Origin of the sequence: Psychrobacter halodurans (assembly GCF_017498075.1) — a bacterium.
GTDB lineage: Bacteria > Pseudomonadota > Gammaproteobacteria > Pseudomonadales > Moraxellaceae > Psychrobacter > Psychrobacter celer.
In genome coordinates this window covers 1-25409 of the sequence record NZ_JAGBKN010000011.1, presented here as the reverse complement: position 1 = coordinate 25409, position 25409 = coordinate 1, and the positions used below count along the sequence as shown (strand labels likewise).

Sequence of the window (25409 nt, the reverse complement as noted above, 5' to 3'; positions counted from 1 at the left end):
GAGATTCTCTTGGTTAAAGGCAAATAAAATAGGGTAAGTCAAAATAACGGATTAAGACAATCAGCCTCAACGCCTGTCGCTGACAACGGTAGAAACTATAACGTTTGCCAAATGATATCAGCAACCTGCTTGCTGGCATGGCGATTGGCAAGCGCGTGGCCTTTCTTGGCCATCTCCAAACACGTGGCGCGATCCAGTGCCGCCAGCTCTTGGCTCAAGCGCTGCGCGGTCAGCTCAGACTGCGGCAATAAAATCGCAGCATCGTGGTCAGTTAACGTGCAGGCATTGGCGGTTTGATGGTCATCCACCGCGTGTGGCAATGGCACAAAAATCGCCGCAATACCGACGTTTTGAATCTCAGTGACCGTCAAAGCGCCGGCACGGCATACGATGACATCTGCCCAATTATAGGCGGCGGCCATGTCATCGATAAAAGGCTGTACCACAAACGTGTGCTGACTCAAATCTTCATGATCGTAGGCCGCTTGCGTTGTTTGTTCATTATTACGGCCGCATTGATGACGCACATCAAACGGCTGATCTAATAGCGCCAAAGCCTTGGGCACATTGGTGTTGAGCGCTTGTGCACCCAGCGATCCGCCTACTACTAATAGCTTTAGGGGCGTGCTGTCGTGGATATCATAACGCTCAGTAGGCTTTGTGACGCCCGTAATGGCGTTGCGCACAGGGTTGCCCACTGTCTCAAGCTTAGCATCCTGCTGGCTATTGGCAAACGTATCTTCAAACGCTTGTAGCACCTTGGTCGCCATCTTGGACAAATAGCGATTGCTCATACCAGCGATGGCGTTTTGCTCATGAATGATCAGTGGAGTTTTGGTCAAACGCGCTGCAATACCGCCAGGCGCGGTGACATAGCCTCCAAAACCCACCACCATATCGATCTGATTGCTACGAATCACTTTGATAGCCGCCATCGTCGCCGAAAGCAGGGTCACCGGCAGCTTTAAGAGACGGCCAACGCCCTTGCCACGCAGACCCTGCATATCGATTGCATGAAAGCGGTAGCCTGTCGGCTCGACCAAGCGATTTTCCATACCAGCGGGCGTGCCCAGCCAGTGAATCACCGCGCCGCGTTTGCTCAGCTCTTCACTAACGGCCAGTGCCGGAAACACGTGGCCACCTGTCCCAGCAGCCATCATTAGTATATGCGGTGTTTTCATGAACCCCTGCCTATCTTTTTTTTATTTATATGAAGCACTTATTGTCCTATCGTGGTCATGGCTCACCGTCCAAAATGAGCCGCCGAAAGCTGGCATAGTATAGTGTAAATTATGGGCTGATATATAGTACTTTATGCACAGTTCATAACAAAAATCCAAGCCATGAAAAATCACGGCTTGGGCGTTATTAGCGGGTGCTTAGAGGCGCATTTTTCGGCCCCATCTTAGCACAAGGTTTTTTTCTCATTGTGCACATACTTTAGTAATAAATTACGCTATCGTTACTGCTTTGTTTATTCAGCACACTTGCGCTCGATTGCGATAATCAAATCTGTAGCAATATTGGTGCCACACTGGTCATCAATCTCGCGTACACAAGTTGGACTGGTAACGTTAATCTCTGTAATACGGCCGCCGATCAAATCAAGCCCGACAAACATAAGACCTTTTTCTTTGACGATGGGCGCGACGACCTCTGCCACTTGACGCTCCATATCGGTGAGCGGCATCGCCACCCCACTACCACCGGCCGCAAGATTGCCACGCGTCTCGCCTTTGACTGGAATACGTGCCAAGCTATAATCAACCACCACGCCATCGACGATGAGCACACGCTTATCGCCCTCAGCGATCTCAGGTAAGTAGCGCTGCGCCATGATCGGCAAAGTCTCAAGCTCAGTCAAAATCTCTAACGTCACCCCGATATTTGGGCTGTCAGCGGTCAGGCGAAAAATACCGGTGCCGCCCATGCCGTCTAAGGGTTTGACGATGACGTCTTGTTGCTCGGCGATAAACTGGCGAATGTGTGCCTGTTTGCTGGTCACAATCGTCGGACTCATATAGCTGCTAAACCAAGTGGCGAACAGCTTTTCATTACAGTCGCGAATCGCTTGTGGGTCATTGACCACCAATACGCCTGCCGCTTTGGCATGATCCAGCATATAGGTGGCATAAATGAAGCGCATGTCAAACGGTGGATCTTTACGCATCAAAATCACATCAAAATCACTGATCGCGCCTGTGGCCTTGTCGCCCAAGCTATAAAAATCTGCCGGATCACGTTTGACGGTCACAGGCTGGGTATCGGCCATCAACTGACCGCGATCCAGCCACAGATCATGAATCTGACAATAGCCAAGCGTATGACCACGGTCTTGAGCCGCCCACATCATCGCCAAGCTGGTGTCCTTTTTATAATTGACCTGCTCGATAGGGTCCATGATGACCAGTATGTGTAAGGATTTTTTTTGATTTTCTTGGCTCATAATAAGACTCATTTATATTAGATGGTTTAGGCGCGCTGATATATAACTGATATACAGTCGATATGCATACTGTCAATCACAGAGCAGCAGTCACTATAACGATAATGACCAACTATACACCGTACTGCGCGCGGTAATGCTGCATTTTTGCAAGTTGGGTGGCGTCTTTGTACTGGCCGTTTGCCGCTGCCAAGTAGCTGATCAGATCGTCGATATCGACCAATGCTCGTACTGGTACGTTTAGCGTCGCGGCCAGCTCTTGGATAGCAGAGTGCTCACCTTGGCCTTTTTCTTTGCGATCAAGCGCCACGATAATACCTGCCACGCTGGCGCCCGCTTGCTCGAGTATCTCGACCACTTCGCGCATCGCTGTGCCAGCCGTGATCACATCATCGAGCACCCAGACCGCCTTACCGCTGACATCTGCACCCACCAAGTTACCGCCCTCGCCATGTGTTTTGGCTTCTTTGCGGTTATAGCCCCATTTGGCGTTGATACCGTGATGCTGCCACAACGCTTGCGCGGTGGCAGCAACGAAAGGAATGCCTTTATAAGCCGCACCAAAGATGACCAGCTCTTGCATGTCCACCTCGTCACTCTCGGTCATTTGTGCCGCCAAAGCATCTGCATAGCCGCGTGCCAGCAGAGACAACATCTCACCTGTCGCCAGCAAGCCTGCATTAAAAAAATAGGGACTGATACGACCAGACTTTAGGACGAACTCGCCAAACTTAAGCACTTGGTTGTCAAGCGCCAGCTGAATAAATTGATGAGAAGAAAAAGAGGCGGTTTGGGCGTCAGCAGTTGCAGCATTTAGCATGAGATATTCCTATAGGCAAAAAAAGGCAAAAAAGTGGCGTTATTGTACGCATTATTGATCAGCTTGACCAACCGTTGATGGCATAATCCTGCATATTGGGGTAACGCATCAATAAGCCATTACGCGATGAGAGGTTAAAGTAACAGTGACTGTCGTGGCTGACTTGTATGTCCCAGCCCAAATGGTAGGCGGCGACCACGATATGCCCTGCAAACACTCGAATTTGCCTATAAACATGGCGCTGCGCAGGCTCACAAATCACCTGACTGAGCAAATAGCTGCGTACGTACTGGCACACTTGCGCCGCACTATAGCTTTGATTGATACTTTTACGCGTCTGGCACTGCTTTAGCGCATGAACCGCCGCGCTGCACGCCATGATGTCAGTGGCCAAGCTGCCCTCGCCCGTTTCAAACTGCTGCGGCTGCAGGATCACCTGCCAGTCATCGGCATAGGCATCGCTTAGTAACTCGTCAGGATTATAGCGCTTGATAAGAGCGCGCAAGGAGGCGGTAGAAGCTTTGGTCTTCTTAGGCGAGCCTGTGCTTGTTTGGTGGGTTTTTACTGAGCGATCAGCAGGCGCAAAACCATAACGATGGAGCGCTGGATACGCGCGCATGGCCTGATGGATATCGGCCATATCCAACAGTATCATGTCACTTAGTGGCGATAGTAGCGGCTGTTCGCTGTGGTTTTGATAAAAGCTGTCAGGCAACTCGACAAGCTTTGCTGCCTGTAATAGCGCCAAATGCTCAGCCAACGCCTCAGAGGCAATCAGCGCCCATTTCGATAAATTGCTGGTACAAGGCTGATAGAACCGCGCAGAGTTGCCGTAAAGCCGGCGCAGCTGACCGTTTAGCCGCCGCGCTGGCTCTGGAATATCACTCAGCGGCCGTGCAGGATCGAGCGGCGCTTGGCTTGGGTCAAAATTAGGGTGCACGATGGCAGGCTGCTGACTATCAGGCAACGTAGAGGAGCGCTCAGCATTGCCTTCTGCCAGCATGTCGCCTGCTGCGTGCTTTGCAGTAGATAAGCGGCTCTCAGAAGTAGAAGGCTGGGTCATGAAATCTCCATCAATAATAAAAAACGATAAGCGCGAAATAAGTACCAACTGTGCTGTATCGGTTTTAAAATAACTGAACGATAGGGTTGATGATAGACGGCTATTTTACGCTTGATGGCGCAAAATATCACGGTAACCTACTTGCCAGTCAGGATAATCAAGCCACGCTAATGGTATATTGCTGTGCAGACGCTTGCCCGTGACAGCGGTTTTTTCATCCGCTATCGCTGGCGGTACTTCTCCCACTTGCGCACTGAGCCAAACACCAAGCTCCAAGGTGGTGACTGGCGCATAATCCGTCGCAATATAAAGCGGCTTTGGCGCAGCAATGGTCAAGACGTTGACGATGATATTGACCAAGTCGCTATCCATAATACGATTGCTCCAGTGGGCAGCGGCGACGGGCTTTTTTTGCGGATCGCGGGCTTGACGCAGGCGCATAAGACGCTCGCGCCCATAGATACCACTAGGGCGAATAACAATGGCGCGATCAGCAAAGCCTTGCTGCAGTACCTTTTCTGCTTGCAAGATAATTTGCGAGGCTTCGCGCTCAGGCAGGGTCGGCACCGTCTCTTCGTCTATCCACTCGCCGCCATCTTGCCCATAAACACCCGTTGACGAAATAAACACAACGCGCGTCAGATGTGGCAGTTGCTCGGCCAGCGCCGCTACATGCTGAGCAATCGCCAAATAGCTGTTTTGATAACCGCTGGCTGAATAGTCATCCGGCGTGACGATAATCGCCAGATGGGTAAAGTCTTGTAGCTCATCAGCGCGCAAGCACAAGGCATCTGCTTGCATAAAGCTTGCTTGATCATTTAAATCATAGTGCTCGCGGGTGCGGCGAGCAAGACCGGTGACTGATAAACCGTCCTGCGCCAGTTTATTGGTCACGGGCAGTCCGATGTCGCCTTGTCCGATAATCAGTAGGTGCATACTCATTTTATATCCTTAAAAATAGCGTCGGTATGACAGCTGTATATCGTCATTGGCGTCGATACGCTCCTGCCACTCATAGCTGGCATTGATGCGCACTGCTTGATTTTTATCGATATCGTACTGTAGGCCGATGCTTGAGATTGGCTGCCAATAATGACTGCGAACGTCTGGGTCGTCACTGCTGCCATGATACCAATATGGCAATTGCAATTGGGCCTGCGCGCGTAACTGATTGTTAATCTGATAGTCACAGCCTGCATTGACCCCAGCACCGAGACGAAAGCCTTTATGGATGCCGCGGCCTGTTTGCCCCTTCCCTGACAATAGGGCGTAGCATAGCTGCGGCGGCATCTCTCCGCTACCAGCTTTTGGGCTGCCAAGCGCCCACGACCAACCCGTCTCATAGCCGGTGCTACCGACCAAGTGATCGCGCCCTGATGGTTGCGAGCCATCATTTACGCGGGTCGCCTCGACACTGGCGCCCCAGGTTTTGCCTTGTTTGGCGGTATTGACAGGATTAAAAGAGCGACCTCGCAGGATTGTAAAATTCTCTAATACCACACGGTCCGGCTCATGGTCTTTACTGGTGTCTGTCTCATAAAAACGCACGGTCGCAGCCAGTGCCTCTAGATTAAAAAACTGAGGAAATCCTGAAGCACGATCCAAGGTATCATGGAGTCCCAAACGCAACCCCACATCAAGGTAGCCATTATCACCGCGCTGACCTGCGCCAATCTGAGCCACTTGCAATGGATGTCTATCGATTGGGTTGTTGTCGGAGGCAATAATGCCATGATCTATGATGGTTTTTTTATCGCCAGCTGAGATACTCGATGCCACATTGCGCGCGGCTGATTGAATATTACTCGCGTCATCATTGGTGAGATTTTGATAGCCCAGTGCGGCCGCCTTGGCCTTATTTAGCTCGGCTTGACGCACGGTACTATCAGATGGGGTATAACGGGCATCTGCCAATAAAGACTCCTCATCAAGCAGCTTGACCACATCGGAGGGAATGACCACATAAGGCAGCTGGCTGAGCAAATCCTGCTCGGGGCGCACCACATCGATCAGACGCAGAATCTCAGAGGCGCAGTTGTCCGTGGTAAAATAATAAGGAATATCTAAATCCTTAGTCTCCCACACATGCAGGATGATCTGCTGCACCTCTGCGGGTGTCAAGTCCAACTGATACGTCCACGCGTCACGCTCATCGTCTTTGAGATATTTGGCCAGCTTTTCGGGATAAGGGTCGATCTCAATTCTATTATTATACCCGCCGCTGGTGGCTTTAATGGCATAAATAGCAAACGCATCGTCAGGGTCGCCATCGACAGTGTCATTGAGGGCGTAAGCATGGTGAATCTGACTGGGGTCAGCAGCACTGATCGGTGAGTCGATACGTAGCAAGGTATGGGCGAACGCGGAGATTGGATTGTCCAAGTACTCCTCAGCAAACATAATGGACAGCTGCTCGGGGTTTAGCATCGCCATCCACTCTGTCAGCTCAGGGCAGTCCGCTTGCAAGCTTGAGCTATCAATGCCTAGCCTCTGAGTGAGCCAGTGTGTGCGCGCAGGAAACCGGCAAATAGCTGACTGTGCATCGCTGCTGGGTTTGGACTCAGGCGGTGCGACCCTCTGCTCGGCCAAGGCCACTAGCAGCGCATCCAGCTCAGCGCCAGCGTCGTGCTGGCCGTCAGTGCTGAGGAAAAACGTAGGACTATCGATAAGGCTTTTGGACGCGCCCTTATTAAAGAGCGATTTTTTATCATCCAAAAAGTACAACAATCGCCGCCAAGTGGTATGCTCAGCCAGACTGTGCGCTTGCACCTGCTGACGCCATGTGGCTAATAATTGCTCGGCTTCGCTATTTTGACTATGCAAGGTGCCATCAGTCTGCGGCGTTAGGCTATGGCTAATATCAGCCGTGATGGTTGGCGCAGCCGCCAGCTCGCCTGTCATCACCAAGGGCGCAGGCGTCGGCAACACAGCCTGCACTTGCGCTGAGAGTAGCAGCGCTGCCACTGCAAAAGGCAAACGTGCACGCACGCAGCACGCTCGCAGGCGAGTAGCGCTTGAGGTACAATTTACAGAAAAACTCGGCTTTGTAGACATGAGGAAACTCTCGCCCGTTATCATATGAGTGAATATTAATCTAAATAACAACTAAATATGCTAACCACCATCATCGATGACATACATCTGACATCTGCGCTCAACCTATTTATAACGAAAACGACAATATAAAGAGAACATTATGCCCAGCTCAACCATCCCATCATCCATGACTATCGATGATGGCCTACTATCGGCCGCCACTTGGCTTGCATCACCCAATTTTAATAAGCGACCTGAGCACACCACCATTGATACCATTGTCATTCACAATATCAGTCTACCGCCCAACGAGTTTGGCGCATGCGGCTCTGATGGTGTGCATTATGTCAAAGCACTATTTACCAATCAGTTGGACTGGGACGCCCATCCGTATTTTCAGACGATCAAAGGTGCTGAAGTGTCAGCGCACCTGTTCATAGAACGTGATGGCGCAATTACGCAGTTTGTTAACTTCAATGAGCGTGCGTGGCATGCTGGCAGATCCAACTACCTTGGGCGACCTGAGTGTAATGATTATAGCATCGGCATCGAGCTTGAAGGGTCTGATTTTGTGCCCTTTACCGCCGCGCAATACCACACGCTTGCAGCCGTCGTCGCGGCTATATATAGCGCCTACCCCAACACCCGCCGTCACCTCACTGGACACAGCGACATCGCCCCTGGACGCAAGACCGATCCAGGCGAGTTTTTTGAATGGGCGCGGCTGCGTGAGCTTATTGCTCATCAAATGGCAGGATAGCTGCTGGCTGGCTGGCTGGCTGGCTGGCTGGTAGCATTTCCACAGTCGTTCCATTTATCTCGATAACGAAAGTGCTATAATTTGTCAGTTTTTTGACACCCATCACTCAGTAACTTCTTATCAGCAGCCCCTTATCAGTAAACAACATAGCAAAACAGGTTCTTATGGCAAAAAGTCGGTTATTTCGCTCTACGATGGTGGTCAGTAGCATGACCATGCTGTCTCGTGTTTTAGGCTTGCTACGTGATGTGGTGTTATTGGGCGTGTTTGGTGCAGGTGGCCTGATGGATGCCTTTTTGGTCGCTTTTAAGATTCCAAACTTTTTGCGGCGTCTGTTTGCCGAAGGCGCTTTTAGCCAAGCATTCGTCCCTGTGCTGTCTGAGTATAAAGAAAAATATAGCCTACAGCAGGTGCAGATCTTGGTCAGTCGTACCTCAGGGGCGCTGCTACTGGTGCTGTCCATGCTGACGGTGCTGGTGATTTTAATTGCGCCGTGGGTGGTGACACTGTTTGCCCCAGGGTTTGCTGAACAACCCGACAAATTTGCCATCACCGCTGAGCTGCTGCGCCTGACTTTTCCGTATTTGCTGTTTATCTCTATGACCGCCTTTGCCAGCGGTATCCTACAAAGCTATGGCCGCTTTGCCGCACCAGCCTTCGCCCCCGTATTATTAAACTTGTGCATGATTGGTGGTGCGCTGATTTTCGCGCCGATGTTTGATACACCGATCATGGCGCTCGGCTATGCAGTGGCTATCGCAGGATTGCTACAGTTTTTGATACAGCTGCCGCAGCTTTGGCAACAAAAGCTGCTGGTCGCGCCCAAGGTTGACTTCAAGCATGAAGGGGTCAGACGTATTCTAAAGCTGATGCTTCCCGCTATCTTTGGTGTCTCGGTCACCCAGATTAATCTGCTGCTCAATACCGTCTTTGCCTCATTGATGATAGGCGGCTCAGTCTCTTGGCTCTATGCAGCTGAGCGCATGAGCGAGCTACCGCTTGGGCTCATCGGGGTGGCGATTGGGACGGTGATTTTGCCCAGCTTATCAAAGAGCGAAGCGCAAAAAGACGATGTCAGCTTTAAAAAAACCATCGACTGGGCGGCACGTCTGATTATTTTGGTGGGCGTGCCAGCGTCGGCGGCGTTATTTATCTTAGCCGACGTGCTCATGCAGGCGCTGTTTTTGCGCGGAGAGTTTACTTTGCGTGACTCACAGATGAGCGCGCTGGCGCTGCGTAGTATGGCGGGTGGTATTTTAGGCTTTATGCTGATTAAGATTTTTGCGCCTGCGTTTTTTGCGCGGCAAGACACCAAAACCCCAGTAAAAATCGGTATTATCTCTGTCTTTGCCAATATGATTTTTAGCGTGGTTTTTATCGGTATTTTTTACTTTTTAGAGATGCCGCTACATGGCGGATTGGCCTTAGCCACCACAGGTGCCGCCTTTGTCAACGCCGGCTTGTTGTATTATTTCTTATATCAGCGTGAGATTTTTCGCTTTGGTAGTCATTGGAAAAAACTGTTTGCTCAGTTTGCGATTGCTACAAGTGCCATGGTTGCCGCCCTGTACGTCATGCTGCCTTATTTTCCAACCGATGAGGCGCAGTGGCAGCGTATCATTGCTCTGCTCGTCATGTGTGCGGTGGGCGCAGCGGTCTATGGCGTGGTGTTATTGGCCACAGGCTTTCGTCCGCGCCAGCTCAAACATGGCTAAACGACGCCTTTACCAAACCAAAACAAGCCTTATATGAGAAATGATAGTGCGTGAAGCCGATAGTTGTGATAATTGACGTTTAACGAATACATAAATTTTAAGGGTCAATATGACAACGAAACAATCCACCTTACTACGCTTACCGACCTTACTCACTGCTAGCGTTCTAAGCACCGGCTTACTTGTGAGTGGTTGTGGCAATAATGATAATGTCGAGACAGCTGCCAATCATACTGCAGATACCGCAGCTATTGAAGAGACAGCAGCTGTTGCCAAAACCTCTGAGGATGACCTAACGACTGCAGTAGAGACAGTCGATAGCGACAATGACGTGAAGCGTGAGCAGATAGCGGCCAATACTGAAGATAAAACCGCTATCGATAGTGATAATGTCAATCCTGTCACCGCCTCTGCCAAGCAAAAAAGCTTGGTCACTAATCCAACCGAAGCAGACACGCCAGAAGATACGGTAAAAAAAGCGCTAGATAGCTTATATTATGGTGATGCCAAAAAATCCGCCTCATATTATGAAGTGAATATGGCAAACTTTGAAGAAGAGCTGGCCAACACTCAGTCAGCGTTTCAACAAACAGTCGATGGCGTCACCATTACGGATACCAAGTATAGTGATGATAAAACGCGTGCCACCATCACAGGCGAGCTGATGCTAAAAGGCCAAAGTGAGCCTGCGCCGCTGACTTATGAGCTGCAAAAGATAGATGGTCAGTGGAAAATTTTAGGTTAATGTGGTTTAGGTTAATGTGGCTTAGTTAAGGTGTTTTTGATAAATGTCCTTTAGATGAATACTCTTTATATAAAGGCCGCTCAAATGATAAACATCTTCGGTCAAAAGATGCCAAACCAACGCATTTAAGACGTTTTATTTGAGATGCCATCTGACGTCACCGCTTTACCGAGCATCACCACATCAGCGACAAACCCCTGCATATCGCATACTTTTGGCATATAGCCCCACTGCTCAAAGCCAAGCTTACCAAACAGTCCTAAGCTTGGCTGATTGTGCGCAAAGATTAGGGCGACGACATTATGAATACCAAGGCTTGGTGCTTGCGTCAGCATCCAGCGTGTCAGCAAACTGCCTAAACCCTTTGCTTGATAGTCTTGATGCAGATAGATACTCATCTCTGTGCTGATATGATAAGCCATACGCGCATATAAGTCGCTAAAACTGCCCCACGCCACGATTGGTGATGTTTTTTGACTGGTTTGCACCGCTTGCACTGTTTGAGCTGTATCCTCGCTCGCTTGCTCCCTCGATTGAGCCCTAGCTCTAACGACATAAATAGGCCGCGTCGGACTGTTTATGTGCTCGGCAAACCACGCGGCGCGCTCTTCACAGGTCACTGGTGTCAGCTGCGCTGTGGCTTGTTTGCCAGCGATACTTTGATTGTAAATCGCCACAACCTCGGGCAAGTCCTCTGCTCTAGCATGCTGTACCGACCATACATCATTGAGATGGTAAGACGGGGCCAAAGCAGGTAAAGAAGTAGCAGTCATAGAATGTCCAGAGCTAAAAAGCGACACAGGGTATTTGGGAAAATAATACTCACCATCTAGACCTTCATCAACAGATAGCAAAGCCGCGATAGCGCAGATCAACAAACGCGTTTTTTGCGATGCAGCCATCGCTGACACAAATCGTTTGATACTGGTTCGTTTGATACTGGTATTATCCATAGACCATAAGATGTTAGTATGGCTATTTTACTTTATAATGGCTGGTTTTAGACACCTCAAATGTTTTATCTGAACGTGTTTTTTCCTTCTTTATTTGGTCTTATTTATCATAGCTGACATTTATGAACACCTATTTTCTTGAGCAACTGATTGCCACACCAAGCGCCCTGCCTGCCCATACTCACCCAGTAGCGCTAGCGCCTTGTGTGCTCACTATCGGTAACTTTGATGGTGTGCATTTAGGCCATCAAGCGATGCTCGCCCAAGTACGCGATATCGCCGATGCGCGTGGGCTTGACGCTGCTGTCATGATATTTGAGCCGCAGCCACGTGAGTTTTTTGCGCCAGAAAGCGCCCCTGCTCGCCTCACTAACTTGGCAGAAAAGCAGACACTACTTGCAGAGTACGGCGTAGAGACACTCATTGTCGCAGGATTTGACAATGAGTTTCGCTCGCTATCGGCGCAGGCATTCGCAGATTTACTGGCACTGCGCCTAAACGTCAAAGCCTTGGTGCTAGGAGATGATTTTAAATTTGGTCATGATCGGACGGGTGACAGTGCGTTTTTGCGCAGCTACGGCTTAGACGTGACCAATCTGCATACCGTCGTCGATGATGGCGGCAAAGCGGCACGTATCAGCTCAACCCGTGTGCGTGATTTGCTATTGGCAGGAGATATTGCGTCGGCCAACGCCTTGCTTGGCCGCGATTATACAATGACAGGCGAGGTCATCAGTGGGGATAAAATCGGCCGTACTCTGGACTTTCCCACCGCCAATATCGAGCTTAAGCGCTTAAAGCCTGCGCTGCATGGTATCTTTGCCGTCGATGTGGTCAGCTTGGATGACAAAGGCGAGACAATCGCAGATGGTTTAACAAAACTGGCTAATGATGACAATATGGGCATAACAGGCTTGCGTCCGCACAGTTTGTTTGGCACGGCCAGCATCGGCACCCGCCCCTCTGTCGACAAAGCCCACGACTGGCGCTTAGAAGTACATTTCCCCAACCTACAAGCTGACTTATATGGCCTGACGCTACAAGTGCGCTTTTTGCATTATTTGCATGGCGAGCGCCATTATGAGAGCTTAGACGCCCTAAAAACAGGTATCCATAATGATGTCAAAGAGCTGATTGCTTGGCGCGCGCAGCAGCCTGATTGAGCAATATATTCAGATGTGATAGACATAAAAAACCCACAGTCGATATTGTACTGTGGGTTTTTTTATACTTCTTTAATACTTCTATATATTAGGTTTTATATATCAGCTTCTAGGCATCTGGATGCATACGGACATTTAATTCATCAATCGTCTCTACCCAAGCGGCATCTTTTTTCCACTCCTCTTGCAAAAACATACGCTGATTGTCCGTCCAGATATCAGAATCTACCAGTTTTTCATCTTTGGCCAATTTGTTTTTTTCGATAAACTGATTAATCGCCTCATCAGAGCTATCGAGTCCTAACTGGGCAAATAGCTCATTCATATTATATTCAGGTTCACCTAGCATACTGTCTCTCCTTAAATGGTGCAGGTTTAATTGTACTTATTATTGCAACGAACCCATTTATTGTAGCAAGCTTTTTTTTGTTCGCTGTTAATCCACGTTTATCTAACGTTATCAATTGTATTGATAAGGGTCTCAATAAATGTCAACGCACAAAAAAGGCCCTCTATCTTAAGAGGGCCTTTTCTATATGGCTGTCTACCATACTTTTAGCAAAGTCATGGCTTACGGTAGTAGGTGTGCTACCGCATCACGCTCTTCGCTCAGCTCTTGCTCAGTAGCAGCCATTTTCTCTTTTGAGAATTCTGATGACACGTCAACGCCGTCTACGATAGACCAGTCGCCGTTAGCGCATGTGCATGGGAATGAGTAGATAAGGCCTTCAGCGATACCGTATTCACCATTTGAGTAAACACCCATAGAGACCCAATCGTTCTCGTCAGTACCGAGCGCCCACGTGCGCATATGAGCGATAGCAGCGTTGGCAGCGGAAGCTGCAGACGAGGCGCCACGAGCTTTAATGATAGCCGCGCCGCGCTGCTGTACCTCTGGGATGTACGTGTTTTCGTACCAATCACGATCAACCAATTCTAGCGCTGGTTTGCCATTGACAGTCGCAGCCGTTAGGTCTGGATACTGGGTCGATGAATGGTTGCCCCAGATGGTCATGTTTTTGATGTCATTGACAGTGCTGTCAGTTTTTTCGGCCAGCTGTGCCATCGCACGGTTATGATCTAGGCGAGTCATGGCAGTGAAATTACGTGGATCTAAATCTGGCGCGTTACGCTGAGCGATTAGCGCGTTGGTGTTGGCAGGGTTGCCGACGACCAATACTTTTACATCACGGCTAGCCACTTCGTTCAATGCTTTGCCTTGTGCTGAGAAAATCGCAGCGTTGGCTTCTAGTAAGTCCTTACGCTCCATACCTGGGCCACGTGGACGGGCACCGACGAGTAACGCGTAGTCAGCATCTTTGAATGCCACATTTGCATCATCAGTTTGAACGATACCTGCCAACAATGGGAATGCGCAGTCTTCTAGTTCCATGACCACACCCTTTAGGGCGTCAAGCGCTGGTGTGATTTCAAGCAATTGCAAAATAACTGGCTGATCTTTACCTAGCATCTCGCCAGATGCAATACGAAATAGCATCGCGTAGCTGATATTACCAGCGGCACCAGTGACGGCAACACGTAAAGGCTGTTTCATTGACATTGAATACTCCCTAATTGATGGTTAGATCATTCATGATTGTAATAGATGATTATCTTTTTAGATATCGACTTGTTTGCTGCTCAAAGGCAGCGCTAAACCGAGAGCTAGTGTAGCACTTCGTTTGGTAAATCGTCTAGAGACAATCAGAGGCTTGCCGCGGATTCTCGCGGATTATATTGTTACATTTTATACAGGATAATCGACGGGGTCACAAAAACACTGAGGCGACCAGCGCTTAAAAAAACGGGTAAAAACAAGGTAGAAACAAGATAAAAGACAGCGAGTAAAGACTAAAACACGGCCTTAAACAATCACCAAAAAGAGAGCGTGGCAACACAGCCTGCAAAAAAACAGCGCTCATACCCGAATAGTACAGCGGCCAGTATCCATGTTGGAGTACGACAACACCTACTTACCGCCTGAGATGATAAACTTGCTACCGCAATTATTTACCACTTGATAGCACTTACCAAAATCACTGCCATCATAACAGACATGGATGTCGGTCAAAATCGACTGACGACGATTGCCAGCCTGACAGATCAGATCAATACCACTGGCGGACATACCGCTATTTAAGCGCGTCATTTGACTGATAAATCGCGCCTTAGACACAGTATAACTGTTACCCGTATTAAGCTCGTTTGGGAGTTTTAGCGCACCCGCGTAGTTGGTGATTTGACGAAAGTAACTGGCCGCACTCAGAGGGCTACAAGCGCCGTAACGCTGCCATGCCTGACTACGAACCGTGGTATCAGGCATGATACGATTGACGACTTTTAGCTGTAGCGGTGTCAGACGCGGCTCACTGCCCACGCCGCAGCGCTCACCATAGCCCATATCTAGCCCCGACACCGTCAAAGAGTAGCCTTCTAAGCATTGACGCATGCGCGCGCGTGTCGGCTGGATGCTGCATAGCGCAGGGGTCATCTCAATCATCAACACCCGCTGTCCTGTCTTGACGGTGCTAGCAGCGTGCGCGGGTAACAACATCACGCCTTGCAATATGATCAGCACGCCTATACTAGATGACGCCATAATGGCTCGGCCAGATGGGCTAAACTTGGACGCCGATTTATAAGTCAAGTGCATTTTCATCTGTGATGATGAGGGATGCCTCGCTTTTGATAATACAGACAGGGTAAAATATTTTTTGATCATAGGAGGCTGGAAACATCTAGCAATGACAAAACATGGACTATCACTTAAGGCTGCACAAAGACGTCGATATCGGACATCGCAAGGCTTACTAAGCATAAAGGTAACAAAAACATGAGTGCTTACCAATTGATAAACACAAAACTTTGGCGCTAAACAACAGGCCAATAACCACAACACAATAAAATCATGGTAGCAAACCGTTTTTTTTAATCTATAGCAGAAACGTAAACATCGGAGCAAGGCGGCAGCTGTAACACCGCAATATGTGCGACTCCCTGCTAAAGTCAGGTCTGTGCCAAAGCGGCAGCACCAAGAGCAATGGCCATGTTGTCGCTACATCTGTCCTAAAATAAGCCACCAAAGGCAAACCATCAAAGACGAGGCATTGATGGCTATTAAAGGATAAAAGTATTAAAACGCTGCTGGCACGGTGCCCATACGCTGCGAGATCGGCTGACTGCGGCCAAGCAAACTGCTATATACCGTCGCGTTTTCCATCACATGCTTGACATAGTTACGAGTCTCAGGAAAAGCTATCGACTCCACATACTGGTCGGCCGCAAGTGAGCCATACACAGGCTGCCAGCGTTTGGCGTTGTTGGGTCCAGCATTATAGCCTGCGGTGGCCAGCACTGGCTGGTAGTTGAGCTTGCCTAAGATATCACCCATATACCATGTGCCATAGCGGATATTGGTATCGCCGCTGTTGGCACGGCTGGCGCTATAGCTCTCGCCCAAATGACGAGCGATATACTTTGCTGTACCTGGCATGATTTGCATCAAGCCGCTGGCACCAACGTTTGAGCGTGCCGACGTCACAAAACGGCTCTCTTGACGCATGATACCATAAGCCCACGCAGGATCGATGCCTGCCGACTGGCTATAGCGTACCACTGCGCTCTGGTGCGGCATCGGATGCGATAGCGCCAGACTGTTTACGCTATCGGTGTTATCAATCGCATAAATAGCCCGATCCAGCCAGCCCATGTCATAGGCTTGCTGAGCGGCAGCAATGATGAGGCTGTCATCACGATTGTCTCGGGCCTGCTTGACAGCCCAGTTCCACTCGCGGTTGGCATAGCCCCGACTCGCGTCAGAGTTGTATAGTGCAAATGCACGAGCAAAGTGTGGGTTTTGCATGACGCGGGCGCGCTCTGCGGCGCTGACAGTTGGCAAGTTATTGCCGCCCAAAAGGCTGGCATCAAAACGCTGACCGACTTTATCTTTTGCTAGCAGGCCATAGTAATCATTACTCTTGGCGATATTTTGATACATTCTTTTTGCTAGGCCGCGTTTACCTGCATCACTTGATTGCTCATAAGCGCGTGCCAGCCAATATTGCCACTGATTGCTTTTTTGGGTTTCGCCATCCATCTTTGAGATGGCTTCGACTACATCATCCCAGCGGCTAAAGCGAATCGCGGCCATGGCATAGTCTTCGGCTTCTTCAAAGTTAAAGTCATCATCTAAGCTATTGCGAAACCAGTCCACCGCCTCAGCATTAAACCCATCATCGGTATTATGATTCATACGCTGTACCCCAAGGATACGATAGGCGTAGCGGCGGGTTTCGTCATTGAGCAAGCGTGTCGCGCGCTGATTGTCTTGTTTGATATCAAAGTCCAACTGTAGCGCTGCTTCACGATAAGACTTATCGGCGACGCGGCCCAATGCATATAAGTACAAGTATTGATTGGTTTGGCTGGCAGGCTCACGACCAAAACGCGTAAAAAACGCCGATGGGTTGAGCTGAATCTCACTCAACGCCGCATAAGCAATGGGCGTCCCTAATCGCGATGACAAAGCCATGATATCGCCCGTCTTGCCTTTACGTAGCATACGCTTGAGGCGCGCGGCGCGATCTTGGTTGCTAATCAAGGCGTTATTGTTCATCTCCATCGCCAGCTGATCACACAGTGCAGGCTGCTTTTTGGTGGTCAGCCATACATCAGACTTGGCCGCCATGGCACGCATGGTATCACCGCCATTATTAAAACCAAGCGCCACCGCACAGCGCTCAGAGCTATCAGCATTGGTTATCAGATTGGCCACTTGCCGTACAGCGGCATAGTCATTGGCTGCCGCTTTGGTCTCAGCAAAGTCCGCCACCAGCTTTTCGGCCATGACCGTATTAGGATACTGACGGACAAACTGCGCCACCGCCGCCGAGCTTTGTGAGCCCAAATCCAAGTTCATGCGCCAATAAGTCGGGTACATCGCAAACAACCCACCACTCATCAACTGTTCGTAATTATACAGTGCGCTGACATCTCCCCGATCGGCTGCTATCGCCGCCGCCATAAACGAGTCAATGCTATTGTCTTGTTGATAACTGGGTTTTTGCTCAAAGCGGTCATCCTCGCCCCACGTCAGCTCCGCACAAGCGACTTGTGATAGGCCAAGCGCACCAAGGGCTGTCGCCATTAAGACGCCAAACCGCAGCGTACTGGTGGTCAACCGCGATGGGCGGTATTCTCGATGAACAGAGGCTCTATCCTTGATACTATGAGCGGCGCGCAACTTTGTCATACTGACTCTCTTTATTATGTCTTTATCAATAGGTAAACAGCGGTTTATCACGTACCGCTAAGCGTATGCCACTTATCATACTATACCCGTTGCACTTTCAACCATCACCTTTACCTTTTATTAATAAATACGACAGTACGGTGTAACATAAAAGTGATAGTAAGCGGCGTTATTTTGCAAAGTGGTGATTAATCGCAGTAAATAATTGATACTGTTAGAAATAACCCACCCTATCGCCGCTTAATGACCCTTGCTAATTTTTCACATTGGCACAGGGTTGTGATAAAATACGCCACCTGTTAATCGGCTACCCTGCTATATTTTAGTCAATCATGGACTTATCCTTATGAGTGTTACTGTATTTAATCCCCGCCTCGATGACGCTAATGTTACCCCAACAACGGCGAGCGCGCCTACCGTTGCGGCACTCAAAGACTCAAGTTCTGCCAGCATGTCTGCCGATCAAGCCCCGACCAAAAAAGTCTTTGTTACCACGCAAGGCTGTCAGATGAACGTCTATGATTCTGGCAAGATGCTCGATGTGCTCGGCGATTCACACGGTATGGAGGTCACGCACAACATCGATGAAGCAGACGTCCTACTGATGAATACCTGCTCTATCCGCGAAAAAGCGCAAGAGAAAGTCTTTTCAGAGCTGGGCCGCTGGCGCAAACTAAAAGAAAAACGTCCTGACCTTGTCATCGGTGTCGGCGGCTGCGTGGCCTCACAAGAAGGCGATAATATCCAAAAGCGCGCGCCCTATGTCGACATGGTGTTTGGTCCGCAAACCTTGCACCGTCTGCCAGAGCTGTATGACCAATCAAATGAGCAGCGTAATATCGCACCCAAAAACCGTATTGGTACCATTGATGTCTCTTTTCCGAGTATCGAGAAGTTTGACTTTTTGCCGGAGCCGCGTGTCGAGGGCTACAAAGCCTTTGTCTCTATCATGGAAGGCTGCTCGAAGTATTGCTCGTTTTGTGTGGTGCCTTATACTCGCGGCGAAGAGCTCTCGCGCCCGCTCGACGACGTCTTGGCCGAGATTGACAGTCTTGCCGAGCAAGGCATTCGTGAGATAAACCTACTTGGTCAAAACGTCAATGGCTATCGCGGCGAAAAAGACGACGGCAGTATTTGCCGTTTTGCAGAGTTGCTGCACTATGTCTCGCACGTCGATGGTATCGAGCGTATTCGCTATACCACCAGCCACCCGCTGGAGTTTACTGACGATATCATCGATGCCTATGCCAAGCTGCCAGAGCTGGTGTCGCACCTACACCTGCCGGTACAAAGCGGCTCAAATAGTATTCTTGCGGCGATGAAACGCAATCACACTATCGATGTCTATATCAATCAGATCAATAAGTTAAAAGCCATTCGCCCCGACATTCACTTATCGAGCGACTTTATCATCGGGTTCCCTGGTGAGACCGATGAGGATTTTCAAGATACATTGAACCTGGCAAAAGCGTTGAACTTTGATCACTCGTACAGCTTTATTTACTCTAAGCGTCCGGGCACGCCCGCCGCTGAGCTGCCTGACAATGTGAGCTTTGCCACCAAAAAAGCGCGCTTGGCAGAATTTCAAAAAGTCATTGTTGAATCAACGCTAGCCAAGACCCATGAGATGGTCGGCACTACGACGCGTGTCTTGGTCGAGCAAGTGGCTGACCGTCACCCTGATTGCTTGATTGGTACCGCGGATAACACCCGCACGGTGATGTTCCCTTATAATGAGGCACAAATGAACGAGTTACTCGGTAAAATCGTCAGCGTGCGCGTGACCGACTTTGTCAGCCCGCACATGGTCAAAGGGGAGCTGGTCGAGGTATTGGCGTAATATCGCCTGCGTAGGTATCAGCCGCCTGCTTCTTAAACGCTCATCAAAAAGCCGCTCTCTACCTCAGTAGAGAGCGGCTTTTTTTAACAGTAGCTAGGTCATTTTGAACATTCAACCTTGGCAAGATTAAACCATAAATCCATTTAACACCTCAGCCAATAGTGCCGCTGCAATAAGGATAAATATCACCCCGCAACCACGGTTGAGCCATGCCAAGCGACTGCCAACATCTAGCCAGCTGGCCAGCTTTTTGCCACCAAGCGTATAGACCATCTGCCAAATCGTCTCACTCAAAAACAGCCCGCAAGTCAGCATAAGATACTGCGGCCATAGTGGCGCACTAAAATTGATAAACTTGGGGAAAAAGGCAGCAAAAAACAAAATGGCTTTGGGGTTGGACAACGATACCCATACCCCAGTACGAAATAACGTCATATTGCTCGGCGAGACCTTTACCGCGGCGCTAGAGAGCGAACGCGGCCGAGGCGTGTCGTGCGCGGCCAAGGACGGCAAGCTCTCTGGATAATCGGCCGCCACCTCTTCGCTCATCTCGCGCGCATCATTCATCAAACTTCCTGCACTTGCATCACGCCAAGAGCTGATACCCAAATAGATCAGATAAGCGGCTCCAACGGTTTTAATCAGGGTCAACAGCCACGGCGACTGACGGCTAATCACATCGAGCCCCAGTAGCGTCGAGAGCAACAACAAAAACAGCCCAAGGCTCAGACCCGCCAGCGTCCATAGCGTGCGCTTTACCCCATAGTTCATCCCATACTGAAACGCCAGCAGCATATTAGGACCAGGGGTCGCCGAGATAAAAAACGTACTTGCAAAAAACATCGCAAACAGATGCCAAGACATCAGCCAACCCCTACTTTTTATAAAAACAACTAAACATACCGAAAACGAAGACACGGAAACACCACCACAAGGACGGTGTATTTTATGCCTACTTATATAAAAAACAAGCGATTTTATGCGTCAGACTCGCTATAGGCGAATCCAAATACATCAGATACGTGGCTATCAAAGCGTTCCAATGAAACGTTGTGTCGTTTTGTTTTTATATCAAATTGACTGTATTAAACTCACGACTGCGATGTAGCACTTGCTAATAACTTTTGCAAAAACGCATCACAGCGCGCCATCTCACTGAGCGCGACAAACTCATCAGCTTTATGCGCCTGCTCGATACTACCAGGACCGCAGATAATCGTCGGAATACCACTATTAGTAAACTGTCCGCCCTCTGTGGCATAAGCCACTTTGTGGCGGGTGTCATCATCGGTGAGCGCCGCTATCAGCGCTTGTAGCTCGGCACTGTCGCTGTCAGTCATCGCAGGCACGGCCTCCATCTGTAGCAGCTCAATGCCGGTATCAGCAGCACGCGCTTGCATCTGCGCGCTTAGCTCTGCGACCTTGGCTTTGATCGGTACCAAGATATCGTCTTGTGTCATGTGCGGCAGGTTACGATAATCAAAGGTAAACTCACACAGATTGGGCACGATATTGGTCGCAGTGCCGCCTTGTATGGTGCCGACAGACAACGTCGAGTACGGCACATCAAACCACTCATCATTGTCATCACGGCCGCTGATCTCGTCTGCCAGCTCATCGACATAACCAATCAAACGGCTGGCATAGCTGATGGCGTTGACACCTTGCGTGGTCAATGACGAATGCGCCGACTGACCATGTACGCGGCAACGATAAACCGCGACGCCTTTATGCGCGACAACCATCGTCATATTGGTCGGCTCACCGACGATACAATAATCAGGCGTGATACCGCGCGCCTTGAGATCTGCCAGCAGCAATGGCGCACCCAAGCAGCCAACCTCTTCATCAAACGACAATGCTAAATGCAACGGCCGGCGCAATTGACCTGCATGAGACAGCTTTACTGCTTGCGGTAATAGTGTCAGCGCGCAAGCAATAAAGCCTTTCATGTCGCAGGCACCGCGGCCATAGAGCTTATCGCCGCGAATGGTCGCAGTAAACGGTGCTGTCGTCCAGTCTTGCCCCTCCACTGGTACTACATCGGTATGACCGGACAGCACCAGACCGTGGTTCACCTCATCAGCGTTTGCCCCAGCAGGTACTGTGACAAACAAATTGGCCTTATCTTTGGCGTCATTAAAGGTCAGATCTACGGTCAAACCCAACTGCTCACAGTACGCTTGTACATCTTCAATCAACGCTAGATTTGAGTGGCGACTGACGGTATCAAAACCAATCAAACGCCTAAGCCAGTCGATACTATCCGTAGGATAGCCAGTAGCGTACGAGTCGTCTTTGAGCTGATCATCACTGTGTAAAGTCATAAAACATCCTTATTATGAGGTACCTGTCACGATATAGAACACTGGCTTCTGTGCTATTTTCTGTGCAGAGCGCGCTGGTATAGCGCCTTTATTTCGGTATCTAAGCCCGCCACCGGCCCATCGACAGGTACGTTTGGGGCCACTTCTTGGATAGATAAAGCGCTAATAGGAGAGGCTGATTTTGCGCCAAACTCCTCCATCCATTCACTCAACTGTTTTGATGAGCTGACATAAACGATACGACCAAGCCCTGCCCACGCATGCGCCGCTGAGCACATCGCGCAGTGCTCCCCTGAGGTATAGACCACCGCTTTTGCACGTGCTTCAGGAGTCATGTTTTGAGCTGCCCATTTGGCAACGGCGATCTCAGGATGGTACGTGGGATCAACCGTATTGGCGCGGTTGCGATCTTCTTTTAACACTCTACCTTCGCCATCGACCAACACACTACCAAACGGCGCGTCACCTGCCGCAACGGCTTCAGCAGCTAGAGCAATGCAGCGGCGCAAGTGCACCAAGTCACTATCATGAATCATCGGCTTTCCTCTCGTTTTTATCAGCACTGTTTTTATCAGCGCTGTTTAGCATCTTGCAGCAGGCGCTTATCTTCCTATCATCGACCCGTTAAGAATAAGTACAGAGCTATAAAACATAAAAGCTGTACTCCTTTTATTTAGGATTTACGATATAGGCGTCGTCCCCCCTTGAGGTTTAAGAGGGGTTATTTTGGTTCATCGCATCCACCACAGGCGGCATTGGTTTTGGCAACTTACCTTCTGCTTGTAGCTCTTTGGTGGTCTTTGCATCGATGGCCAATCCAGCGATTAGCGCGATGTCTTTTACTGGTTTGCGCTTGCGAGTTGCAAAGCTCACGGGCACCATCCGCGCAAACTCGTAAATATATAGATAAGATTCTTCGCCGCCCTCAAAATCTTCATCTTCTGCCAGGCGAATTGCTCCAATCTTGGCCAAATCCGACAGCATCTCGTTTTCCTCGCTACTGATCTGGCAATCAGTGATACCAAAGCCTGTCATAAAACCATTGGCCCACTGTTTCAACGCCATCACACGCTCGTATAGATCGTGTTCGTCATCTGGTAGCAGCGGCATATACGCATAAGCATCGTCTTTGTCCTTGAGCTGAAACACCGTGTCTTCAGCCTCTTCTGTGAGCAAGGTCAGCGCCGCTTCAGGCAATGGCGCAAAGCTCAGCTCTTCAAACACCTTTGCCCATACTTGCTCGTCAGGCGCGTTACACGCCGTCATCAGCCCCGTCATCAGGCCATGCACCTCACTTATCGATACGTCATTCCAGTCGTCAAATGCGGTCAGCCACGTATTCCAGCCAGAGATATTGTCATTCATAATAATTGTCCTAGTAAATGGTTGTGACTTATAAAATCAAAAAAAATCGCTTATAAAACAAAAAATCAGCTCGATATCACTCATCGCGCTGAGCCAAAAAATACATAGATAAGATTTAGGTATATGTAATTACTTTGTTGATATAGATATTATGCGGTCACCTATGGCATTATTAAATACACAAAACAAAATTCATTCACGCTTACTTGTTAAGGATAAAAACTGACTATGTATGATCAACTTAGAACATTAGAGAAAATGATACTCGACATCAAAAAACAGTATCAGCTTGTCAGTGCTGAACTTAGCAGCCTAAAAAAGCACCCAACCACAGATCCAAAGCAAATCACCGACTTACAAAACAAGCTAAATACCAGCCATAGCGAGCGTGACGGTGCCAAAAAGCAACTGAACGATCTAGATAAGCGCTATCAAAGCTTGGCCGAAGCCCATCATATGATCGGTGAAGAGCAAGATAAGCTACAAAAACAGATCAGCCAGTTGCAACAACAAAACCGTGAATTGCAGCAGCATAATAATGAGCTAAAACAGCAGTATAGCGATATCAAACAACAAAATAGCGAATTACAGAAAAAAAACCAGTTGGCAGCAGAGCGTACTCAAGTTGTCCTCAAACGCCTCACGCGTATCGACCAAGCCGAAGGTTAGAGTCTTGTTGATCGCTGTAATAGCTGACACCCCCATTTACTGACCCATATATTGTAGGATTTATCATGACTGATGACCATACCAATGCCGCAAACAAGTCGCCTAAGCAAGCAGGATCTAACGCCTCCAAAGCCCCTGCCAGCCCAAATTCGGCAAGCGCTGCCAGCAAGCCTGTGACACCCGAGTCCCAAGTCAAAAAAGTCGACATTGTCATCGCGGGCGTAACCTACCCCATTTACTGTCCGATCCATGAGCAAGAAGAGCTACTGTCTGCCGTCTCTTATATCAATAACTACGCGCTGGATCTCAGACGCGAGGCACCCAGCCTGAGCCAAGAAAATCTGCTGGTGCTGTGCTGCCTTAACTTGTATGAAAAAATCCATGCCAATCAAAGAAGCGAAGAGGATCGCCTGCAGCAAGATAAACAGTCTGAGGCGCTACTCAAAAAGATCATGAAAGACGCCCAATCTATTTTGTAGGCCAGTGTGTCTTTTGGCCTGTTTGATAGATAGGTTAAAAAGAGAGTTTATGAGTAAATAAAAAAGCGCTTGGCTCTATAAGCCAAGCGCTTTTTTGATACGCTTTTTGATACTATGGCTAGCCGCCATTATGCATTAGGATCATATACCTTGCCTGCATGATAGTCTGCCTGATGCTCGTAATTGCAAAAAAACAAAACGTTACTATCCGTCTCCATACTACCAGCACTTGGCTGTGCAGTATTTGCCGTGACAGATGCAGGCTTGGTTTCGAGGACACCGCGGTACTCAGCCAAGCTATTGCCACAAAAATCACAGGTGCGCGGTGTGACCACATCGCCTTTTTGCGGCATCATGCTTTTGGGCGGCCGCGGATACATAAACTTATAAAAGGCCCACATCACAGCCCAGATGATGAGAATCACAATAATCACAGCAAACACGGCGGTGCTCCTTTGAAGATGGGTTCAGATATAATAAATGCAGTGCGGCAGCATCGCCCAAAAAGCTGGCAATAAATATAAGGCCAGCTTTTTTATGGGCTAAATGAGCTGGCAGATGCGATATAAACCAGCCAAAATAGGCTAAAAAGCTTTGACTATAATAGATATAGTCGTTACTAGGGCGTGTCCTCAATTCAATCGACAGCCATCTAAATGGGCTAAAAATGGCTAAATCTGGTCAAACGGTGTCAAATAGCTGACTAATATCTCGATATTATCTGCGCTATTTTCCTTGTTTGACGGCGATTTATCTCATTTTTATCGCCATTTTTAA

23 protein-coding genes are annotated in these 25409 nt (G+C 49.1%); 7 read left to right on the top strand and 16 right to left on the bottom strand.

Annotated elements, in window-relative coordinates; all coding sequences use genetic code 11:
* Positions 1-95: 95 nt before the first annotated feature.
* From murG to J3491_RS06565, 6 genes are all read right to left on the bottom strand, one after another.
* Complete coding sequence (gene murG / locus J3491_RS06590; RefSeq protein WP_207969598.1) at positions 96-1181, bottom strand: undecaprenyldiphospho-muramoylpentapeptide beta-N-acetylglucosaminyltransferase; 1086 nt, start codon at positions 1179-1181, stop codon at positions 96-98.
* A gap of 293 nt (positions 1182-1474) precedes the next feature.
* On the bottom strand, positions 1475-2446 hold the full coding sequence (gene gshB, locus J3491_RS06585) for a glutathione synthase (RefSeq protein WP_207969597.1): 972 nt from the start codon (positions 2444-2446) through the stop codon (positions 1475-1477).
* Positions 2447-2558: 112 nt separating this feature from the next.
* Positions 2559-3266 (bottom strand): orotate phosphoribosyltransferase, encoded by a 708-nt coding sequence (pyrE, locus tag J3491_RS06580; RefSeq protein ID WP_207969596.1) that lies wholly within the window; start codon positions 3264-3266, stop codon positions 2559-2561.
* Between the two features lie 58 nt (positions 3267-3324).
* On the bottom strand, positions 3325-4329 hold the full coding sequence (locus tag J3491_RS06575; protein ID WP_207969595.1) for a hypothetical protein: 1005 nt from the start codon (positions 4327-4329) through the stop codon (positions 3325-3327).
* 105 nt (positions 4330-4434) lie between these two features.
* Positions 4435-5271 (bottom strand): SDR family oxidoreductase, encoded by an 837-nt coding sequence (locus tag J3491_RS06570; protein WP_207969594.1) that lies wholly within the window; start codon positions 5269-5271, stop codon positions 4435-4437.
* 9 nt (positions 5272-5280) lie between these two features.
* Positions 5281-7383, bottom strand: coding sequence for an Lnb N-terminal periplasmic domain-containing protein (locus J3491_RS06565; protein ID WP_243456191.1), 2103 nt, complete (start codon positions 7381-7383; stop codon positions 5281-5283).
* A gap of 142 nt (positions 7384-7525) precedes the next feature.
* Here J3491_RS06565 and ampD point away from each other — a divergent pair, with 142 nt between their 5' ends.
* The 3 genes from ampD (at position 7526) to J3491_RS06550 (ending at position 10585) form a co-directional block, all read left to right on the top strand.
* Positions 7526-8125 (top strand): 1,6-anhydro-N-acetylmuramyl-L-alanine amidase AmpD, encoded by a 600-nt coding sequence (gene ampD / locus J3491_RS06560; protein ID WP_100749996.1) that lies wholly within the window; start codon positions 7526-7528, stop codon positions 8123-8125.
* A gap of 164 nt (positions 8126-8289) precedes the next feature.
* On the top strand, positions 8290-9840 hold the full coding sequence (gene murJ / locus J3491_RS06555) for a murein biosynthesis integral membrane protein MurJ (protein WP_100749997.1): 1551 nt from the start codon (positions 8290-8292) through the stop codon (positions 9838-9840).
* A 109-nt stretch (positions 9841-9949) separates the two neighbouring features.
* Positions 9950-10585, top strand: a complete 636-nt coding sequence (locus tag J3491_RS06550) for a hypothetical protein (RefSeq protein ID WP_100749998.1) — start codon at positions 9950-9952, stop codon at positions 10583-10585.
* Positions 10586-10710: 125 nt separating this feature from the next.
* Here J3491_RS06550 and J3491_RS06545 read toward each other — a convergent pair whose 3' ends face one another.
* Entirely contained in the window at positions 10711-11358 is a 648-nt protein-coding gene (locus J3491_RS06545; RefSeq protein WP_100750097.1) for a GNAT family N-acetyltransferase, read from the bottom strand.
* Positions 11359-11660: 302 nt separating this feature from the next.
* Here J3491_RS06545 and ribF point away from each other — a divergent pair, with 302 nt between their 5' ends.
* Complete coding sequence (gene ribF, locus J3491_RS06540) at positions 11661-12701, top strand: riboflavin biosynthesis protein RibF (protein WP_207969592.1); 1041 nt, start codon at positions 11661-11663, stop codon at positions 12699-12701.
* Positions 12702-12810: 109 nt separating this feature from the next.
* On the opposite strand, the gene J3491_RS06535 is transcribed toward ribF, so the two are convergent.
* The 4 genes from J3491_RS06535 to J3491_RS06520 form a co-directional block, all read right to left on the bottom strand.
* Positions 12811-13050, bottom strand: a complete 240-nt coding sequence (locus J3491_RS06535) for a DUF2789 domain-containing protein (protein ID WP_075100440.1) — start codon at positions 13048-13050, stop codon at positions 12811-12813.
* 222 nt (positions 13051-13272) lie between these two features.
* Entirely contained in the window at positions 13273-14262 is a 990-nt protein-coding gene (locus J3491_RS06530) for a malate dehydrogenase (RefSeq protein ID WP_172953122.1), read from the bottom strand.
* A gap of 408 nt (positions 14263-14670) precedes the next feature.
* Positions 14671-15300 carry a T2 family ribonuclease gene (locus tag J3491_RS06525; protein WP_172953123.1) on the bottom strand — a complete coding sequence of 210 codons (630 nt, stop codon included), beginning with the start codon at positions 15298-15300 and terminating at the stop codon, positions 14671-14673.
* Between the two features lie 534 nt (positions 15301-15834).
* Positions 15835-17847: a lytic transglycosylase domain-containing protein gene (locus J3491_RS06520; RefSeq protein WP_424108351.1), complete on the bottom strand. Its 2013-nt coding sequence runs from the start codon at positions 17845-17847 to the stop codon at positions 15835-15837.
* A gap of 451 nt (positions 17848-18298) precedes the next feature.
* Here J3491_RS06520 and miaB point away from each other — a divergent pair, with 451 nt between their 5' ends.
* Positions 18299-19792, top strand: coding sequence for a tRNA (N6-isopentenyl adenosine(37)-C2)-methylthiotransferase MiaB (gene miaB / locus J3491_RS06515; RefSeq protein WP_207969590.1), 1494 nt, complete (start codon positions 18299-18301; stop codon positions 19790-19792).
* Between the two features lie 126 nt (positions 19793-19918).
* Here the strand turns inward: miaB and J3491_RS06510 are convergent, their stop codons facing one another.
* From J3491_RS06510 to J3491_RS06495, 4 genes are all read right to left on the bottom strand, one after another.
* Positions 19919-20656: a LysE family translocator gene (locus J3491_RS06510; RefSeq protein WP_207969589.1), complete on the bottom strand. Its 738-nt coding sequence runs from the start codon at positions 20654-20656 to the stop codon at positions 19919-19921.
* Positions 20657-20883: 227 nt separating this feature from the next.
* A complete protein-coding gene (gene argE / locus J3491_RS06505) occupies positions 20884-22119 on the bottom strand; it encodes an acetylornithine deacetylase (protein WP_207969588.1) in 1236 nt (411 codons plus the stop codon).
* 53 nt (positions 22120-22172) lie between these two features.
* Positions 22173-22655, bottom strand: coding sequence for a nucleoside deaminase (locus J3491_RS06500; RefSeq protein ID WP_100750003.1), 483 nt, complete (start codon positions 22653-22655; stop codon positions 22173-22175).
* A gap of 175 nt (positions 22656-22830) precedes the next feature.
* On the bottom strand, positions 22831-23484 hold the full coding sequence (locus tag J3491_RS06495; RefSeq protein ID WP_100750004.1) for a UPF0149 family protein: 654 nt from the start codon (positions 23482-23484) through the stop codon (positions 22831-22833).
* Positions 23485-23712: 228 nt separating this feature from the next.
* On the opposite strand from J3491_RS06495, the gene J3491_RS06490 reads away from it, so the two are divergent.
* A complete protein-coding gene (locus tag J3491_RS06490; protein WP_207969587.1) occupies positions 23713-24153 on the top strand; it encodes a coiled-coil domain-containing protein in 441 nt (146 codons plus the stop codon).
* A gap of 65 nt (positions 24154-24218) precedes the next feature.
* Complete coding sequence (gene zapA, locus J3491_RS06485; protein ID WP_207969586.1) at positions 24219-24632, top strand: cell division protein ZapA; 414 nt, start codon at positions 24219-24221, stop codon at positions 24630-24632.
* Positions 24633-24760: 128 nt separating this feature from the next.
* Here the strand turns inward: zapA and J3491_RS06480 are convergent, their stop codons facing one another.
* Positions 24761-25075: a hypothetical protein gene (locus J3491_RS06480; RefSeq protein ID WP_341534381.1), complete on the bottom strand. Its 315-nt coding sequence runs from the start codon at positions 25073-25075 to the stop codon at positions 24761-24763.
* Between the last annotated feature and the right edge of the window lie 334 nt (positions 25076-25409).

Coding starts and splice junctions, on each gene's coding strand:
- J3491_RS06575 (WP_207969595.1), bottom strand. CDS start 4,329: ATGACCCAGCCTTCTACTTCTGAGAGCCGCTTATCTACTGCAAAGCAC.
- murJ (WP_100749997.1), top strand. CDS start 8,290: ATGGCAAAAAGTCGGTTATTTCGCTCTACGATGGTGGTCAGTAGCATG.
- miaB (WP_207969590.1), top strand. CDS start 18,299: ATGAGTGTTACTGTATTTAATCCCCGCCTCGATGACGCTAATGTTACC.
- J3491_RS06510 (WP_207969589.1), bottom strand. CDS start 20,656: ATGTCTTGGCATCTGTTTGCGATGTTTTTTGCAAGTACGTTTTTTATC.
- J3491_RS06520 (WP_424108351.1), bottom strand. CDS start 17,847: ATGGCGACAGCCCTTGGTGCGCTTGGCCTATCACAAGTCGCTTGTGCG.
- zapA (WP_207969586.1), top strand. CDS start 24,219: ATGACTGATGACCATACCAATGCCGCAAACAAGTCGCCTAAGCAAGCA.
- J3491_RS06495 (WP_100750004.1), bottom strand. CDS start 23,484: ATGAATGACAATATCTCTGGCTGGAATACGTGGCTGACCGCATTTGAC.
- J3491_RS06525 (WP_172953123.1), bottom strand. CDS start 15,300: ATGGCGTCATCTAGTATAGGCGTGCTGATCATATTGCAAGGCGTGATG.
- murG (WP_207969598.1), bottom strand. CDS start 1,181: ATGAAAACACCGCATATACTAATGATGGCTGCTGGGACAGGTGGCCAC.
- J3491_RS06545 (WP_100750097.1), bottom strand. CDS start 11,358: ATGACTGCTACTTCTTTACCTGCTTTGGCCCCGTCTTACCATCTCAAT.
- gshB (WP_207969597.1), bottom strand. CDS start 2,446: ATGAGCCAAGAAAATCAAAAAAAATCCTTACACATACTGGTCATCATG.
- ampD (WP_100749996.1), top strand. CDS start 7,526: ATGCCCAGCTCAACCATCCCATCATCCATGACTATCGATGATGGCCTA.
- argE (WP_207969588.1), bottom strand. CDS start 22,119: ATGACTTTACACAGTGATGATCAGCTCAAAGACGACTCGTACGCTACT.
- J3491_RS06570 (WP_207969594.1), bottom strand. CDS start 5,271: ATGAGTATGCACCTACTGATTATCGGACAAGGCGACATCGGACTGCCC.
- ribF (WP_207969592.1), top strand. CDS start 11,661: ATGAACACCTATTTTCTTGAGCAACTGATTGCCACACCAAGCGCCCTG.
- J3491_RS06500 (WP_100750003.1), bottom strand. CDS start 22,655: ATGATTCATGATAGTGACTTGGTGCACTTGCGCCGCTGCATTGCTCTA.
- J3491_RS06490 (WP_207969587.1), top strand. CDS start 23,713: ATGTATGATCAACTTAGAACATTAGAGAAAATGATACTCGACATCAAA.
- J3491_RS06565 (WP_243456191.1), bottom strand. CDS start 7,383: ATGTCTACAAAGCCGAGTTTTTCTGTAAATTGTACCTCAAGCGCTACT.
- pyrE (WP_207969596.1), bottom strand. CDS start 3,266: ATGCTAAATGCTGCAACTGCTGACGCCCAAACCGCCTCTTTTTCTTCT.
- J3491_RS06535 (WP_075100440.1), bottom strand. CDS start 13,050: ATGCTAGGTGAACCTGAATATAATATGAATGAGCTATTTGCCCAGTTA.
- J3491_RS06530 (WP_172953122.1), bottom strand. CDS start 14,262: ATGTCAATGAAACAGCCTTTACGTGTTGCCGTCACTGGTGCCGCTGGT.
- J3491_RS06550 (WP_100749998.1), top strand. CDS start 9,950: ATGACAACGAAACAATCCACCTTACTACGCTTACCGACCTTACTCACT.